We start from the raw sequence: 16889 nt of genomic DNA on the forward strand, positions 1-16889 counted from the left end.
GTCACAGAGGAGACCCTGGAGCGAACGGAAGTGAGTGAAGCGGCTCATCGAACGCCCCCTGGAAAGGACGATGGCGCAACGGAAATCAACCCATCGCTTGTTTTGCAAAATAATTTTTAGTGTCAATTTCTTTTGTAACAAAAAATCCGCCTAGTCCATAAAAGGACGAAGCGGATTTTTCAATTAGAAAACGATATATTTCACATATTGCTTCCAAGTTAGTTCTTTAAAATGGCTCCATTGTATTTTCTCAACAGGCAATGTTCTGAAGGTATAGGCTTCGATATTACGTTTCTCATTAGAGAGCATTGGTGTCCCTTCATCAACATAATCCATAAAAATAGCTGACTTAGCCGTATTGAATTGCACATTGACATCAATTAGTTGGATTTTGCCGTCCTGATTGATGATATACAGCTTTTTGTTCCCTTTTTTAGCTGTGACTAGCCACGATTTATCGACTTTATAAGAATCAAAAGCTTCATTGACAATAATAGAGGCTTTGCCAGTTGTCGAAAATGGGATGTCCTCTAGTGGGGCATCTTGCTGCAACGTTACTTCATAATTTGTTGGCTGAGGCAAGGTTGCTGTTTTGGCTAGCTCATTTGCCCAAACTGTCTGATCGTCAGTAGCAATTGTTTGTTTTTCTAATACCACGCCAGATAGTTCATCTTTGACATGTTTCACTTTAAAATCAACAGTTTGTCCTTCCTGCACCTTTTGCCATTCTTTTTCCGATAAATAGGCATACATTGCTTTTTCATTGGAGTAGATTTCAAAAGTTAGCGCACCAGCTTCTTCTTTAATCGCTGACACAATACCATCTATAGGGCTCACAATACCTTGACGAGATTGTATTTGTGTTATTTGGGCTTCAAGTAGCGCAATTTGACGATTTGTTTCAGCTATATGTCGATTTAACAGCGCAACTGCTGTCGATGCTGAATTTTGTTGAGCTAGCTCTAATTTTAGCGTTACGGATAGCTTGTCATTGATTTGATCCGTATTAATGGAGCTTTTTGGGTTAGAGCTGTCTCCGTACTCATCCTCAATTTGATCAAGTGCATCCTGTAAATCGTGTAATTCTGTTTCATAGGCCGTACGTTCAGATTCGAGTTTAGTTAACTCCTCATCCACCTCATCCGTTTTATAGGTAGCAAGTACATCATTCATCATCACTTCTTGGCCACGCTTTACATTCACAGCCGATAAGTTAGTGGCATCAGCAGTAATCGTGTATGTTTCAGCAGGTGCTACAATGGTTTCTTTATGAACCTGCTCTGTATTCGTGCCGACATACGCTTTTTGAAACTCATCGATAAAGTAGGATCGTGTCACACTGCTATTATCTTTAAAGACAAAATAAGCATTTATACCGATTACTAGCATTGCTAACACGATAGTCATCGTTGTCCATAGTCTTGTTTTGATAAATGCCATCATCCTAACCCCCTAGCAATCCATTCTTTAATTGGTAGCACACTGATTAAGCCAACAAAAAGGGCCATAAATAGCTGTACACCAATCAATTTGACTACTAACATTTTTCTACTAGCTTCTTCCTCCCATTTCGATAGGAAGAGATACTGTACAATAATGATTAAAACCGTTGTTACCGTCAACTGATTGATCGTAAATAATACGAAATCTGTTTCAATCACCTGTAAGGCAGCAGGAGCTAAGGAGAAGAAAGAAAACATGGTTGTATAGCCTACTGCATAGAAAACAGCAAAGAGGATTGCTTTTTCAATTAGTAGAAAGGCCACAACATAAAGTTGGACTCTTTTTATCCAAGTATAAGGAATGTCCGTTAATAGATGTAATAGATAGGTAACACCATAATAGTGGAAGCAAAAATAGACGATTGCCCATAAAACGGCACCAAGCAACGAAAGTATACGTGCTACATAGTATTCATTTTGTAAATCCATTGCGAATAAGGACGTTAAATTTTCTGTCCCCATGCCCCAATATTCGCGAGCAGCAAACAACAGGATGAAAAGAATGAACACCGCTAGTACTCGTTTTTTATATCCGATGACCTCGCCTTTCTCTACGATGCTAGTAAAGTAGGTAGGATTTTTTAAACTATGCCAGAACTTATAATGGTAAAACATTAAACAGCGTCCTTTCTTCCAAAATAGGATATCAAAGTTGTAGTATACACCTTGTAAAGAGATTATGACATATGAAAATAGCTGTTTTTTTCCAATAAATTCATTGGAAAAACGCTTTCTCTCATTATATGTCGATTGGTGAAAATCTCATAACACCATTGTATAGTATAATTGAAATAACTTCCTGTTTTTCTAGCTAGTAATTTTGAAAAGTTACTTTTGATATGTCCGATTTTGTAAATGTATTAGAATGGCTTGAAATCAAGCAATTTACACCGATACTAAAGTCATAATTTCTAAATGAAAATGAACACAATCATTTTCCTATACATAAACGATGAAAGGGTGGTTCGATTGAATCGAAAATTGACGGCAGGAGTCATAACAGGTCTTTTATTGGCACCTACGACTATAGCCAATGCACAGGAAAATGATGCACAACCACGCGTTACAACACATACGGAGCAAGTTGCCTATACGAATGAAATAGCGGCTGCAACGACAAGAGAACAGCTTATTGCACAATTTGGTAAGCTGTCGGAGAATTCCTTAGAAAGTGAAATGGTACTTGCGGGAGGAGATCTAATCGTTGTACAGAATTCAGGAGATTTTAATTCTGATGAAAAAGTAATAATTAAAGCGAAATATGATTATGTAGTAGAACAACGTCGACTATTACTGAAGCTTAAAGAAATTGGTCCTAAGATTGATAAAATTTTGTATTCAAGCAAAATATTTAACGAAGAAGTTACAAATATAAAAGCTGAATATGACACATTTTTAGGGAGTAAAGAAACAACTGCATCATATCTCTTTGCACAAGATCAATTTAAAAAAGCTATTGAGGTAGCACTTATTAATAATGCCAGTGGGGTTGCATCTGATATACGTAAATCAGTTTTGCAGTATGGATATGAGGAGGAGGCTCCACGCAATGCTTACTTTAAAGGTAAGGGAGCAGATATCGACAAACTAAATAAATTAATTAGTGATGCAGCTACAGCGAAATTAGCTACAGATGAATTAGATAAATTAAATTTACTAGATGCTACTGCAATAAAAAGTTTTACGACTACTTATAATGCACTTACAGCAGATCAAAAGAAAATAGTCGAAGCCTATAACCCCAAAAACGAAGCAGTAACACCTTTTAAAAAGTATAAGGATGTTTTAACAGGTCTGTCAGCAGTGGATAAAGTCTCTTTAAGTATCGATCAGCTAAAGGCAAAGCAACCTTCAGACTTTTCCTCAGCAACAAGTTTTATAAGTGCTGTAGCTGCTATTGAAAAATCATATAATAGCCTAAACAATACTCAGAAGGATTTAGTTTCAAATTATGATGATTTAAAACCATTTATACAAGCAGCAGATGTTTCTAAGCAAATCTCATCTCTAAGAGTTTCAAGTGAAAAGGCTTATCGAGATTCAGTTACTTCATTAATGACAACCTACGATAATTTAGATAAAATAAAATTATATGTAAAAAACAGTGTAGATTTAGAAACAGCGAGTGCGAATATTGATTCTGCAGTGCACATTGAAGGATTGATTGAGAAAATTCAGGATGCTCAAAATAAAGTTGAAGCAATTAAAACTGCAAGAAAGGCATATGATGTTCCTTTATCGCAGCCTGGGGCAGTTATCAATACGTCCAATGTCAAAAAAATCGTCAATAATTTAGCAGAGCTAACATCTTGGGAGAAAAATTTAAGTGCGGCATTAAAGGTAGATAAGTTAATCGATAGCTTAGATCCAGCCGCAAAAACATTTGAAAGTAAAACTCTATCTGCTTGGACTGCCTACGACAAGTTGAATGCCAATGATAAAGATTTGGTGCAGGGTTCTGAAAAGATAAAGTTATTTGTACAATACGCTAATGTATCAAAAGCAATCAATACATTAAAGCATTCAGCTGACTATGGCACACAGCTTGCCAATTTGAAAGACACAGTTGAGAAATTAAATACGCAATTTGAAGACTATGAACCAGCTCTTAGCAATTTAAAAACACAGCTAACTGTAAAAATAGAGGCTTTGATTAATGAGGAAAAAGCGGTAAAAAATGTTATAGATAAAATTAATATTCTCGGTGACAATGTAGCAATTGAGGAAATATTGAAGGTACGCGCAGACTATAATGCGTTATCAGCTCCAGCTAAAAAGCGTGTGACAAATATTAAAGTGTTAACAGATTTAGAGAAATCCTATAAATCAGTCGTTAATGTTATTTCTCTCTTTGAAAAACTAGATTCAACTTCTAAAAGTTATATTTCTAAAGCAAAGTCAGCTTATACGGCTTACTCCAAACTAGATAATGCGAATCAAGCGTTTGTTTTAAATTACAAAGGATTAAATAAAAAATTACCTGTTATAAATGTGATTGTTCAAATTGATGCTTTAAATCCTTCTAAGAAGTCGTATAAAGACGATGTGAAAACGGCAACAGATGCTTACAATGCATTGGATACCCTAGATCCATTGCTTAAAGCCGAAGTTACTAATTATACTGATCTTCCAAAAGCACAAGGCTATATCGATACAGCCAAAGCATTTGATGACCGTGTAACTGCATTAGCAAATGAAGGACCTGATACATTTGTCAAAAAGGTAGCCGATCTGACAGCTGAATATAAAGCAATGGATAAAAACGCACAGAAGCTAGTGGAGCAGGCTAAAGTGTTAAGCTCCTATGAAAAGGATAACAAGGCTGTAATCAAGGTTATTCAAATGATTGATGCCTTAAATCCAACAAATAAGGATTATACAAAAAAGGTTCTTGATGCTCGTAAAACCTATAATGCGCTTGATCAAGTTTCCCAAAAACGTGTGACAAACTATGCTAATCTCACTGCTGTAGAGGATGTCGCTTCCTTGATTGGTCTCATTGCTTCGTTAAAGCCTACTAGTAAAACATTCTATCAAGATATGAAAACAGCGCGTGAGCTTTATGATGCGTTGCCAGAACAGAAGCAGCAAGCGATAGTAAACTATGATGCACTGGTAGCAGCAGAAAATGAGCAGGGCCTAGCACAGAGCGTGGTTGAGCTTATAAACTTAACAGAAGTGCAGGATGCCGACTATTTAACGAAGCTAATGAATGCCCGTGTAGCATATGATAAGCTGTCATCTAACCAAAAGAAATTAGTGACGAATATTAAAGATCTAACAACACGTGAGAAAGCGGTTAAACCAATTTTAAGTGTGATGGTTCAAATTAATGAGTTAGATCCAGAATCAAAAAGCTTTGTTAGTAAGGTAAGCTCAGCACGTAAGGCTTATGATAAACTATCGAAAGATCAAAAAAAATATATCGACAATATTGATATTCTGTTAAAGTTTGAGCCTGTCTCCAATGTGATGGAATTGATTAGTAAACTAAAATCTTCAAGTAACACCTTCCTTCAAGATACGTCACGAGCACGCTCACTTTACGATGCGCTACCTGACGAGATGAAGCAATATGTAACAAACTACTACTTATTGCAAGCAGCGGAGTCCAGTATTTTAGGTGCTGGTAATGTCATGCAAATGATTGATGGTTTACCATCTGTTGATCCAAAGCAATATGTGAAACGCATTCAAGAAATCCGTGCTGCTTACAATGCTTTACCAAAGGATCAGCAACGAGCTGTTCAAAATTATCAAGTGCTACAAGATCAAGAAAAGCTAATAAAGCCTGTAATAAGTATTGTAGAAGATATAGATCGATTGCTAACGGCAAAAGATATGAACAGTCAATACCAAAAGATTTTAAAAGCGTATGATAAGCTCAATGCTGATCAACGACGCTATGTTTATAATGACCAGCTATTGCTTTCACTAGATAGTGTTATAAAGGTTTATAATGATATTGCTAAATTGAATCCAAAGGATAAATATTACTTTGGCATGGTGGAAGCGGCGCGTAAAGAGTATGATAGTTTGAATACGACAGATAAACAGCGTATCTCCAATTATTCTATTTTACTCGAAGCAGAGAAAAGTTTAGCTGACGTGAAGAAGGTTGTAGAGATCATTGCGGGACTGTCTCCAAGCTCTTCGACATATATTGAAGATGTGGCGAATGCCGTTGCTGCCTATAAGGCATTGGACTCTAAAATTAAAGGACAAGTCATTAATGAGGATGTCTTAAAGCAGGCTGAAAAAGATGTGGCTGCTGTTCTCAAAGTTGTTCAAGCTATCGGAAACATTGATCCAGACAGCTCATCATTTGAGAAAAAGGTGCTAGCTGCTCAAAAAGATTATAGTAATTTGTCCATTGAGCAACAGGGCTTAGTGTATAATTACCGCATTCTAGAAGACTATCTTAAAATGATTCAATAGTATGATAAAAAAGGAGTTTTCCCAATGATTATTATGGGAAAACTCCTTTTATAAGTAAGAAAAAGTGGACCTTAATATTATTTTCCAAAAAAGTGAAACTATATCATTTGAATTTCGTATCTTATAGTATAAATGGTCGCTTTGATTGGGATGTACCATTTGATACATATTTATTTTGCCAACGTGAGGAGGTAGCCCTGTTGAAAAAATTACTTAGTATAATGGTACTTTCAATAGCTGCAACCGTAGGAAGTTTAACTAGTTTTAGTCAAGTCGAAGCAGCATCTGCAAAGGCTGTAGATGTGACAAATTCATACTGGGCAAATGCCTCAATTCAACATATGCTCACTAAACAATATATGACTACATATAACGATAACACTTTTAAGCCTGAGCAAGCTATTACAAGGGCAGAGGCTGCTGCTGCTATTGCACGCTCTCTTCAAACAAACATTGACATTGAAAACCCTGTAAAATTTAAGGATGTTCCTACAACACATCCTTATTACAAGGAAATTTGTCAGCTTGTTAAAATAGGAGTCATTCAAAAAAGTGATGCCTTTCATCCAGAAGAGCCATTAAAACGTATGCAGGTGGCAAAAATGCTAGCACTTGCGTATCAGTTTAAAGTAGATAGCAAAAATAATAGCCAGTTTGCAGATATTACACGTACTCATTGGGCAAAGGATTATATCGAATCCTTAGCAGATATCGGCATTATCGGTGGAGTGGATGCTAAACATTTTGCTCCTGACCAAATGGTAACACGCGCTCAGTTTGCTGTTTTTGTTGAGCGAAGCATTGTTTTTCAGCAAAAAATTAAGGCATTGGAAGTAGCTTATGACTATCTTGCAAAGGATTATATCCCAACTGTAAACCTTTCTTCCGAGTGGTCTAAAAAGGTGATTGAATTAATTAATGTTGAAAGACAGAAGAATAAGCTGGAACCTGTTGTCTATGATTCAGAGCTGACACAAATCGCTATTATCAAAGCACAGGACATGGTAAAACGTCATTATTTTGAGCACGTTTCTCCATATTATGGGGCACCTTGGGATTTAGCGACATTATTTGATTACAACTATACAAGTTTTGGAGAGAATATTGCTAGAAATATTAAAACGCCAGAAGTTGCAGTAAAGGCATGGATGGCTTCTCCAAGTCATCGAGATAATATTTTAAAAGAACATTATACAAATACGGGTGTTGCAATAGCACAGGATAGCAAAGGAAATTACTATTGGGTTCAAATGTTCTCTAGTCAATAAGTTGTTGTGTAACAAAGAATCGCTAATATTACAGAAATGTTACGAAAGTTCCAAATTACGATAAAAAAATCCCCTTTTTAACGCTGGAAATACCACCAAACGTTGGTATTACAGCGTTTTTTTGCTGTCTAAAACCGTTACACAATTGAAAAATAACATGAGCCTCTTTTGTGATAGTCTATGTATAGGCAAAAAAGTTTTGAGAGGGGTATAACAAAAGTATGAATAAGAAATGGTTATTACCGATTTTTGCATCTTTTATGTTATTTTCAACTACTAATATTAATACTGCTGAAGCAGCGTCTAAAGCAGATTTAACTGATACAGCTTCTAAATATTTAGGTGTTCCATATAAATACGGCGGTACAACAACAAGCGGTTTTGATTGCTCAGGCTTTACTTCTAAAGTATTTTCAGACTTAGGCATTCAATTAAACCGTACGTCAGGATCACAATATCAACAAGGTACTGCAGTTGCAAAGAGTGATCTTCAAGTTGGCGATTTAGTATTTTTCAATACAAGTGGTAGTGGGATTTCACATGTGGGGATATACATAGGTGATGGTAAAATGATCCACTCTCAAACTGGTCAAGGTGTAAGCTACTCAGATGTTAATGACCCATATTATTGGGGAGATCGTTATGTAGGTGCAAAACGCGTGGCAACATTTGATGCTCAACAACAAGCTGAAGTAAAGCAAGCAGCTATTGACTTTTCTGTATATGCTTCTCGTGCAGAGGTAGCAGTACAAATTGCAAAAGCTTTAAACTTAGATACATCTGATACTACTACTAGTTTCGTTGATGTAAAACCTACATTTGCTCACGCAGGTGCTATTGCAGCTGTAGCTAAATTAGGTATCTTTGAAGGCGATGCAAATGGTAAATTCAACCCGTCTTCACCAATTACGCGTGCACAAATTGCTAAAGTATTAGTGCTAGCATTTGGCCTTGAAAACAATGGTGGAAGTGTAACATTTAGTGATGTACCTCAAAAGAGCTGGGCTAATGAGTATGTGTCTACTCTAGCATCAAATGGCATTACAAATGGTGACGGAGATGGTAGCTTCGGTTCTGATGAATTACTAAAAATCGAACAATTAAAAGTATTTATTGAAAGAATTCAACAATAAGTTCATAAAGTTAACACTTTAATTGTGTCATAGATTGCAAGAAATGATCTTTTGAATAGCGTATAATGGAAGAAGGGTTTGCAATAGCAGACTCTTCTATTTTTATGATAATTTTGTAGGAAAGGATGTGAATTGGAAAATTAAATTTTAACAGTTCTATTGTATGATGCTTTATTTAGCTAATTTTGTTAAAATGGACACGTTAAGAGAACAAGAAGGGAGGAAATAAGACATTGAACATCAAAAAAATTAGTCTTATCTTGTGCGTCTTATTCATTTCGGCTTCTATGTTTACGATACATAGTGCAAGTGTCAGTGCAGCTAACAATTCAAATATAACATTTGAAGATGTTACTAAAAATCACCCAGCCTATGAAGAAATCAATTATTTAGTAAATTTGGGGGTAATTCAAGGTTACTTTGTGAATGGTAAAAGAGTCTTTGGCCCAAATAATAGTGTAACAAGAGGACAAGCAGCTAAAATGGTTGTTGTGGCCTCTGGTAATAAACCATTAGTTGTAAATAAATCTAGCTTTTCAGATGTTACAGTCGGCACTGAAATGTCAGGTTACATAGAACGTGCTGTACAGCTAGGATTTTTCGACAAAAATATAAAAGGCCAATTCTTACCAAATAAGCCTCTAACTCGTGGAGAAATGAGTTATGTATTAACAAAGGCTTTTAATTTAGATACTAGTGAGTATGAGGGGATCGACTCACTATTTACTGATGTAGGAATCACACACGAATATGTGAAATACATCAATACAATCTATTATAATGGTATTACAAACGGAACAGGTAATACGTATTTACCAAATGGCACTGTAACACGTTCACAATTCTCACTATTCGTTGCACGTGCAAACAGTGAAAAATATCGATTAGAGCTTCCTGTAAAAGGTGTACAAGTTCCAGATACATCACAAGTCATCGGCTTAGTGAAAGTCACTACAGATGGGTTAAACATCCGTAAATCAAAAGATTCTACTTCAAGTACGAACATTGTAGGTAAAGTCAATACAGGCGGTAAATTATCAGTCTACGCTGTTGAAAGTAATTGGCTAAAGGTTACTTATAAAGGGGCATATGCCTATGTTTATAAGCAATATGCAGAATTTGTAGATGCAGATGGCAATGAGTTAGGAACAGTCGAAAAAGAAGTAACGACAAAAAATGCTGTCAATTTATATGTGAAGCCTACATCTTCAGCAAAAGTCATTTCATCAATTAAAGCGAATGAAAAACTTCCTGTTTACAAAACAATTGGTGGCTACTACTTAACACAAGTAAATGGTTTACCAGGTTATATTGTAGCGAATAGCACTACGGATACTGTGGAAGAAGAAAAGCCGAATCCAAATCCAAATCCAGATCCAACACCTCCACCAGCTTCAGGTGATGTGCTTGGAAGAGTAACGGTTGATAACTTAAATATTCGAAGTCAAAGTAACTCTACATCAGCTGTGTTATTTAAGTTGAATAAAGGAGAGTATGTCCAAGTTAATAGCATCAATGGTTACTGGGCAGAAATCACTTATAATGGACAAACAGGCTATGTTCACAAGTCTTATTTGAAACTATTAAATCAAACGGCTAAACCTTTACAAAATCGTATTATCATCCTAGACCCAGGTCATGGTGGTAAAGATCCAGGTACTGTAAAAGGCTCTGATTCCGAAAAGAACATTACATTAAAAGTCAGCACACAAGTGAAACAATTACTAGAGAATGCTGGTGCAAAAGTTTATATGACACGTACTGGTGATACGTATCCATCATTACAAGATCGCGTAGACTTTACTCAAGCAAACTATGGTGAAATTTTCGTGAGTGTTCATGTCAACTCTGCTGCTAATACGTCAGCTTCTGGTACTGAAACATATTATGCAATATCTACAGGAGATATGTATCAGGAAGACATTGATTTAGCGACTTATGTTAATAATCAAATCGTCAACAATTTAAATATGAAAAACCGTGGTGTCAAGCAAGAGCAATACTACGTAATTCGTAATATGGTGATCCCGTCCATTCTAGTGGAACTTGGTTTCTTAACGAATACAGAGGATAACAGTAAAATGACAAATGATCAATACGTTAAATTATTTGCAGAATCTATTTATAATGGTATTTTGCAATACTATAAAAAACAATAAGTGATTAAGAGACGATTCCAAAGCTGTACTAGCCTTTGGAATCGTTTTTCTTATTCTCTATATACCCACAATAGAGAAAGACAAACAAATCTATAAAAATGGCTACCTCGTTTGCAGGTTACTTGCTTTTCTGTGGGCTCACCTGACTCTCTATCACAGGGTAGTCAAGTAGTCTTCCACTCCAACCCACAAAATGTTAACTTTTTAGCAAAGGTTTTTAAATAAAGTGTTCACTACTCATTTTATGGAGAGGAGTTATCACTCATCGTTTCTTCATATTTTTCACAACTGTTAGTATAAAATAAAAGGAAAAAACACTTTTGTAGAATGGTTGATTGGAGAGGAGCCAGCGTCTGATCTGACCCCAAAAATATAAACTTTTTTACGAAGCTTTTCGATACTCAACGGGACTTTTTCCGTTGAGTTTTATTTTTATCCGTTCATGATTGTAGTAGTGGATATAGTCTACCAACGCTTTTTTGAATTCTCCGTAGTTTCTAAACGTAGTTGTGTACAGAAATTCTGATTTCAGAATACCAAAAAAGCTTTCTATCACGGCATTATCTAAACAATTTCCTTTCCGTGACATACTTTGCTTGATTTCGTGCGTTGCCAATAACGCTTTAAAACGTGGTATTTGATATAACCATCCTTGATCAGAATGAATGATTAAGCCACTCTTTTTCGATAACTTTGTATACGTAAACGCCTTTTTAAAAGACTGTTGAACTAACTCAAAATTAGGTGATTTTGATACCTCATATCCAACGATCTCTCGATTGAATAAATCTAATACAGCCGATACGTAGATTTTTTGACCATTTATTTTAAACTCTGTGACATCGGTTACCCATTTCTGATTGGGTACAGTGGCTTCAAAATCACGTTGAAAGACATTCTCTGCGACATAGCCCACCGTTCCTTTATACGAACGGTATTTTTTAGGGCGTACTGTCCCTTTTAAGCCCAATTCTTTCATCAATCGTTGGACCGTTTTATGGTTGATGAAAATCCCTTCATTTCGGAGGGCAAGACAAATACGACGATAGCCATAACGCCCCTTATGGTGATGAAAAAGTGTCTGGATTCGTTCTTTAATCGCCTGATATTTATCTGGTTTTACCCATTTTTGAAGATGATAATAATACGTACTTTTCTTAAGTTTCGCGACTTTTAATAGAGCTTGAAGTGGAAATTCCAGCCTTAGCTCATACACAGCTCTCACTTTTTCTTTGGTTTGAAGGCTTCCTTTTCTTGAACTAAGGCTTTCAACTTTTTTAAATAGGCATTTTCCATCCGTAAATACTCAATTTCCGCTTTTAACTCTTCCGTTGTTTTTTCATTTAAATCGGACGAAGGTGGTTGTTTTTTTGGCATTGATTGGTGCTCCTTTTCTATTTGATAGAGCGCCTCTCCAGCCTTAGACATCCATTGTTTTTTCCATCTCCGAATGGTTTCACGAGAAGGAATATTAAACTTGGCAGCAGTCTGAAGGAGCGAATCGCCCGTCTCTATCAGGTGTTGAATTACTTTTATTTTAAAAGAATCTTCGTAATTCGTGAACCCTTGAGGACGAATAATTCCTTCAACGCCATGATATCGATATAATTCAATCCATAATCGAATGTACTGTCGATCCCTCTTTAATCGATTGGCAATCTGATACGTACTTTCCTTTTCTTCAATGTAAGCTAGAACTGCGGCTAACTTTTGTTCATCAGAAATCACTAACTGCACCCCCTATATTAAATTTTTCAAGTCCAATATTTTGGGTGCAGTTCATAGCGTCACAGAGGAGACCCTGGAGCGAACGGAAGTGAGTGAAGCGGCTCATCGGACGCCCCCTGGAAAGGACGCTGGCGGAACGGAAATCAACCTCTCGCCTTATGAAAAGGTCTTTTTCTGCTAGTAACTTTATCCTTTTTAACAACAGTAAATGGCTGCCTCAATTAGAAGAGGCAGCCATTTACTGTTATTTCACGGTATTAATGAATTTAATGTAATCCTTACTAATATATCCTGGTTCAGTGTTTAGTTTATCCGAAACAACTTGATACCAACCGTTTGAGCTTGTATCTGTGACAATGACCGGCATATTACTTTTACTAAATGTGAAGAGTGGACTTTGACTTGTTGATGCATCTGCACGAACATTCAGTCCAGCAGTTGTTGTAAGTGCGATTTTATAAGGATTATTCGCATCTTTAAAGCCTAAAGCTTTTTCTGCACGATAATAATGTCCAGCAACTTTGGCACCCCAGAATGGATCTGAAGCGTATTTTACGTTGAAGCCGATAGCTTTAGAGCCAACAACTGCACCATTCGTATAACGTCCACCTGGCGTAATATAATTTGGCTGTAAGAATTTTTCAACCAACTCATTAATATTAGCTTCGACACTATCAAACTTTTTGTTCAGTGGATTCGTATCATAGACATATAACCCAAATAGATTATTTAGGTTTTGAGCGTGATCACTCATACCATAGGCACTCTCATGCTGTGCTAGAGATAAAATAAGCATAGCATTGATATGAGAATTTGCTTCCACGTCTTTTAATACAGAACCTAAGCCAAGTAGCTTACTTTTAGTTGTGGCATTTTTATAAATCGAAGCACCAGAGCTTTCAACCTCTGCTAATTTTTCCACAATATATTGATCTAGCTCTTCTACTGTATATTGAGTTGTTGCACGGGCTGGTAAGAATTGATAGTAGTTATAGGCTTCTCCTTTTGAAGAACCATCAGCATTGGTAAAGTTAATGCCATCCCAGCTAAAGTATTTCTCACCCTGCTTCATAAAGCTAGGTGCCTTGCCATACACGTAACTAGCTGAATATTTATTTGTTTTATAATCATATAAGGTATGTTTTATTTCACCATATTCATTTGTGTAATAAGAACGGCCTTTCACTAAAGCAGAAGGAATTAAGCTAACGTCTGCCTGCTTTAAATAGCCAGTATGACCAGCTAAACGTACTTTAACTTGTGTGGCATCACTACCTAGATACTCCATTTCTGTATTACCAGCAACTGCGATTTGATCCTTTATGGTTTCAGAATTCAGTGCCACATAATTATTCGTTACAACATAACCTGAAGTCATTTTGATAATTTTATTATTTTGAGTAATCACTAAAGAATTATTCGTCATCGCTTTTTCAGCTGCTTCAAAGCTAGTAAAGGTTTGCTTGTCTACTAGATTACCATTTGAAATTTCTTTGACGATATATGCGGTAGTATTACCGTTATTACCAGTATTATTGTTGTTCTCATTATTATTAGTATTACCGTTATTCTCAGAGTTACCGTTGTTTTCATTTTTACCAGCGTCAACCTGATCAGCAAGAAGGATTAATCGTAAGATAAATGTTGACGCTTCACCAATTGTGGCATTGTCTCTAGGTAAAAACATGCCATTGGAGCTTCCTTTAATAAGTCCTAATTGTGCACCGATTGCAACATCTTGACGGAAATCTTTAAAAATAGTGGTATTGTCTTTGAAGGTAATAGAAGAAGTACCTTTTGGTATTTTTAAATAATCAACAGCTCTGATTAGCATAACTGCCATATGCTCTCTTGAAATACGGTCATCGGGCTTAAATGAGCCATCCGTATAGCCAGTAATAATTCCAGCAGTAGCAGCAAGCTTAATTTCATTTGCAAATAAATATGTGTCTGAGACATCTGTAAACGTTATCTCGTTCTTTGCGTCCAAATCTAACGCTTTTGCTATGTATGTGGCGAATTCACCGCGTGTTACCGTAGCATTTGGACGATAGCTACCATTTGCATCTTTCAGCAATGCATCTTTCTGAATTAAATAGCGCAGACCACTCTCATGCATATGTCCTGATAGCTCATCTGCATAGACCGATTGGGGTTGCCAAATGGCTAGACTAACAAGCATCATGAGCAACATAAAAATTGATAGTTTTTTCATAGTTTTACCCTCCTAAACTGATATCATTTTAACAAAGTTACACAATCAAGATAAGGGTCAAATGTTAGAAATACCATAAAATATACCAACCTTTTATAGGCAATAAGTATGCTTTTATATTTTGATGAGAGAGTTAGTTTAAAATAGGAGAGGGGAAGTGAATCGAAATTCACATGAGTTTCTTCTATTATATATGTCCTTTGTGTTGTCCATAAAAATAATGCCGTACATTGTGTGCTAAGAAACAATGTACGGCATTTTATTGGGATAATAATTAAAGCATTTCTGAAGTTGTTTTTGCTTGCATATGCAGTTGTAGGTAGTCTGGGCCACCTGCTTTTGAATCTGTACCTGACATGTTGAAGCCACCGAATGGTTGGTAACCAACGATTGCACCTGTACAGCCACGGTTGAAGTAAAGGTTTCCTACATGGAATTCTTCACGCGCTTTTTCTAGGTTCACACGGTTAGTTGTGATAACAGCGCCTGTTAAACCGTATTCTGTATCGTTTGCAATTTCAATCGCGTGGTCGAAATCTTTTGCTTTTGCGATTGCTACTACTGGTCCGAAGATTTCTTCTTTCATAATACGTGCAGAAGGCTCTACGTCCGCGAAAACAGTTGGTTGTACGAAGTAACCGACTGAATCATCTGCTGTACCACCAGCTACTAGGCGACCTTCACCTTTACCGATTTCGATGTACTCTGTAATTTTATTGAATGCTGCTTGGTCAATTACTGTTGCCATGAAGTTGCTGAAATCAGTTGGGTCACCCACTGTTAAAGCGTTTGTTAACTCTTCTACACGATTCACCACTTGCTCATAGACATCTTCTACGATAACAGCACGAGAACATGCTGAACATTTTTGACCAGAGAAGCCAAATGCTGATTTCACGATCGATTGTGCAGCTAATTCAAGATCAGCTTCTTTATCGACTACGATTGTATCTTTACCGCCCATTTCAGCGATAACGCGTTTAATCCAAATTTGACCGTCATTTAACACAGATGCACGTTGGTTGATACGTAAGCCAACATCACGTGAACCTGTGAAGCTGATGAAACGAGTTTTTGGATGATCAACTAAGTAGTCACCTACTTCAGCACCAGAACCTGGTACGAAGTTCACTGCACCTGCTGGAAGACCTGCTTCTTCTAATACTTCGATAAATTTATACGCCACAACAGGAGTTGTTGAAGCTGGTTTTAATAAAACTGTGTTCCCTGTTACTAAAGCAGCTACTGTTGTACCAGCCATGATTGCAAATGGGAAGTTCCAAGGTGAGATGACGATACCAATTCCTAGTGGAATATAGTCATAACGGTTGTACTCACCTGGACGGCTTTCTACTGGTTGACCGTTTTTAATGCGTAGCATTTGGCGACCATAGTATTCTAAGAAGTCGATTGCTTCCGCTGTATCTGCATCTGCCTCTGCCCATGGTTTCCCAGCTTCTTTTGTTAATAAAGCAGAGAATTCATGTTTACGACGACGAATAATCGCTGCTGCTTTGAATAAAACGTCCGCACGAATCGCTGGATCAACTTTTTTCCAAGTTTTAAATGTTTCATCTGCCGCTTGCATTGCTTTTTCAGCTAAATCTTTGCTTGCTTTCGAAACGCGACCAATAACTTCTGTTTTCTTTGCAGGATTGTACGAAACGATTTTATCTTCTGTTGTAATGCGCTCGCCACCAATAATTAGTGGGTAGTCTTGACCTAAGTAACCTTCAACTTTATTTAAAGCCTCTACATAAGCATTGTAGTTTGCCTCTTGTGAAAAATCTGTGAATGGTTCGTGTTTGTATGGAATCATGTCAGTTTCCTCCCCATGGATAAGTGGTGCCAAATGATTATGCACCTTTTAAGATTGTGTTAATTATATAATGCAATATAATTTGGCATTAATCAACTCAAATTTTAAAACTTTTTTAATTTTTGCA

General features: G+C 36.6%; 10 protein-coding genes. 4 read left to right on the top strand and 6 right to left on the bottom strand.

The window, feature by feature from the left end:
* Positions 1-183: 183 nt before the first annotated feature.
* Both MHB40_RS03285 and MHB40_RS03290 read right to left on the bottom strand, forming a co-directional pair.
* On the bottom strand, positions 184-1443 hold the full coding sequence (locus tag MHB40_RS03285) for an HlyD family secretion protein (RefSeq protein ID WP_342533911.1): 1260 nt from the start codon (positions 1441-1443) through the stop codon (positions 184-186).
* Positions 1440-2117 (bottom strand): hypothetical protein, encoded by a 678-nt coding sequence (locus MHB40_RS03290; RefSeq protein ID WP_342533912.1) that lies wholly within the window; start codon positions 2115-2117, stop codon positions 1440-1442. Before MHB40_RS03290 ends, MHB40_RS03285 begins: the two co-directional genes overlap by 4 nt.
* A gap of 345 nt (positions 2118-2462) precedes the next feature.
* Here MHB40_RS03290 and MHB40_RS03295 point away from each other — a divergent pair, with 345 nt between their 5' ends.
* The 4 genes from MHB40_RS03295 to MHB40_RS03310 all read left to right on the top strand — a co-directional run bounded on the left by MHB40_RS03295 (position 2463) and on the right by MHB40_RS03310 (position 11000).
* On the top strand, positions 2463-6440 hold the full coding sequence (locus MHB40_RS03295) for a cell wall-binding protein (protein ID WP_342534743.1): 3978 nt from the start codon (positions 2463-2465) through the stop codon (positions 6438-6440).
* Positions 6441-6640: 200 nt separating this feature from the next.
* A complete protein-coding gene (locus tag MHB40_RS03300; RefSeq protein ID WP_342533913.1) occupies positions 6641-7708 on the top strand; it encodes an S-layer homology domain-containing protein in 1068 nt (355 codons plus the stop codon).
* 221 nt (positions 7709-7929) lie between these two features.
* Entirely contained in the window at positions 7930-8841 is a 912-nt protein-coding gene (locus tag MHB40_RS03305) for a C40 family peptidase (protein ID WP_342533914.1), read from the top strand.
* Between the two features lie 233 nt (positions 8842-9074).
* Positions 9075-11000, top strand: coding sequence for an N-acetylmuramoyl-L-alanine amidase (locus tag MHB40_RS03310; protein ID WP_342533915.1), 1926 nt, complete (start codon positions 9075-9077; stop codon positions 10998-11000).
* A gap of 382 nt (positions 11001-11382) precedes the next feature.
* On the opposite strand, the gene MHB40_RS03315 is transcribed toward MHB40_RS03310, so the two are convergent.
* The 4 genes from MHB40_RS03315 to pruA all read right to left on the bottom strand — a co-directional run bounded on the left by MHB40_RS03315 (position 11383) and on the right by pruA (position 16762).
* Positions 11383-12225: an IS3 family transposase gene (locus MHB40_RS03315; protein ID WP_243456011.1), complete on the bottom strand. Its 843-nt coding sequence runs from the start codon at positions 12223-12225 to the stop codon at positions 11383-11385.
* On the bottom strand, positions 12222-12728 hold the full coding sequence (locus tag MHB40_RS03320; RefSeq protein ID WP_342533916.1) for a helix-turn-helix domain-containing protein: 507 nt from the start codon (positions 12726-12728) through the stop codon (positions 12222-12224). The genes MHB40_RS03315 and MHB40_RS03320 overlap by 4 nt, the downstream gene beginning before the upstream one ends.
* A 244-nt stretch (positions 12729-12972) precedes the next feature.
* Positions 12973-14943, bottom strand: coding sequence for an S-layer homology domain-containing protein (locus tag MHB40_RS03325; RefSeq protein ID WP_342533917.1), 1971 nt, complete (start codon positions 14941-14943; stop codon positions 12973-12975).
* Positions 14944-15217: 274 nt separating this feature from the next.
* Positions 15218-16762, bottom strand: coding sequence for an L-glutamate gamma-semialdehyde dehydrogenase (gene pruA / locus MHB40_RS03330; RefSeq protein WP_342533918.1), 1545 nt, complete (start codon positions 16760-16762; stop codon positions 15218-15220).
* Positions 16763-16889: the final 127 nt, after the last annotated feature.

This window comes from Lysinibacillus sp. FSL K6-0057 (assembly GCF_038630885.1).
GTDB lineage: Bacteria > Bacillota > Bacilli > Bacillales_A > Planococcaceae > Lysinibacillus > Lysinibacillus fusiformis_F.

Coding starts and splice junctions, on each gene's coding strand:
- MHB40_RS03305 (WP_342533914.1), top strand. CDS start 7,930: ATGAATAAGAAATGGTTATTACCGATTTTTGCATCTTTTATGTTATTT.
- MHB40_RS03290 (WP_342533912.1), bottom strand. CDS start 2,117: ATGTTTTACCATTATAAGTTCTGGCATAGTTTAAAAAATCCTACCTAC.
- MHB40_RS03325 (WP_342533917.1), bottom strand. CDS start 14,943: ATGAAAAAACTATCAATTTTTATGTTGCTCATGATGCTTGTTAGTCTA.
- MHB40_RS03285 (WP_342533911.1), bottom strand. CDS start 1,443: ATGATGGCATTTATCAAAACAAGACTATGGACAACGATGACTATCGTG.
- pruA (WP_342533918.1), bottom strand. CDS start 16,762: ATGATTCCATACAAACACGAACCATTCACAGATTTTTCACAAGAGGCA.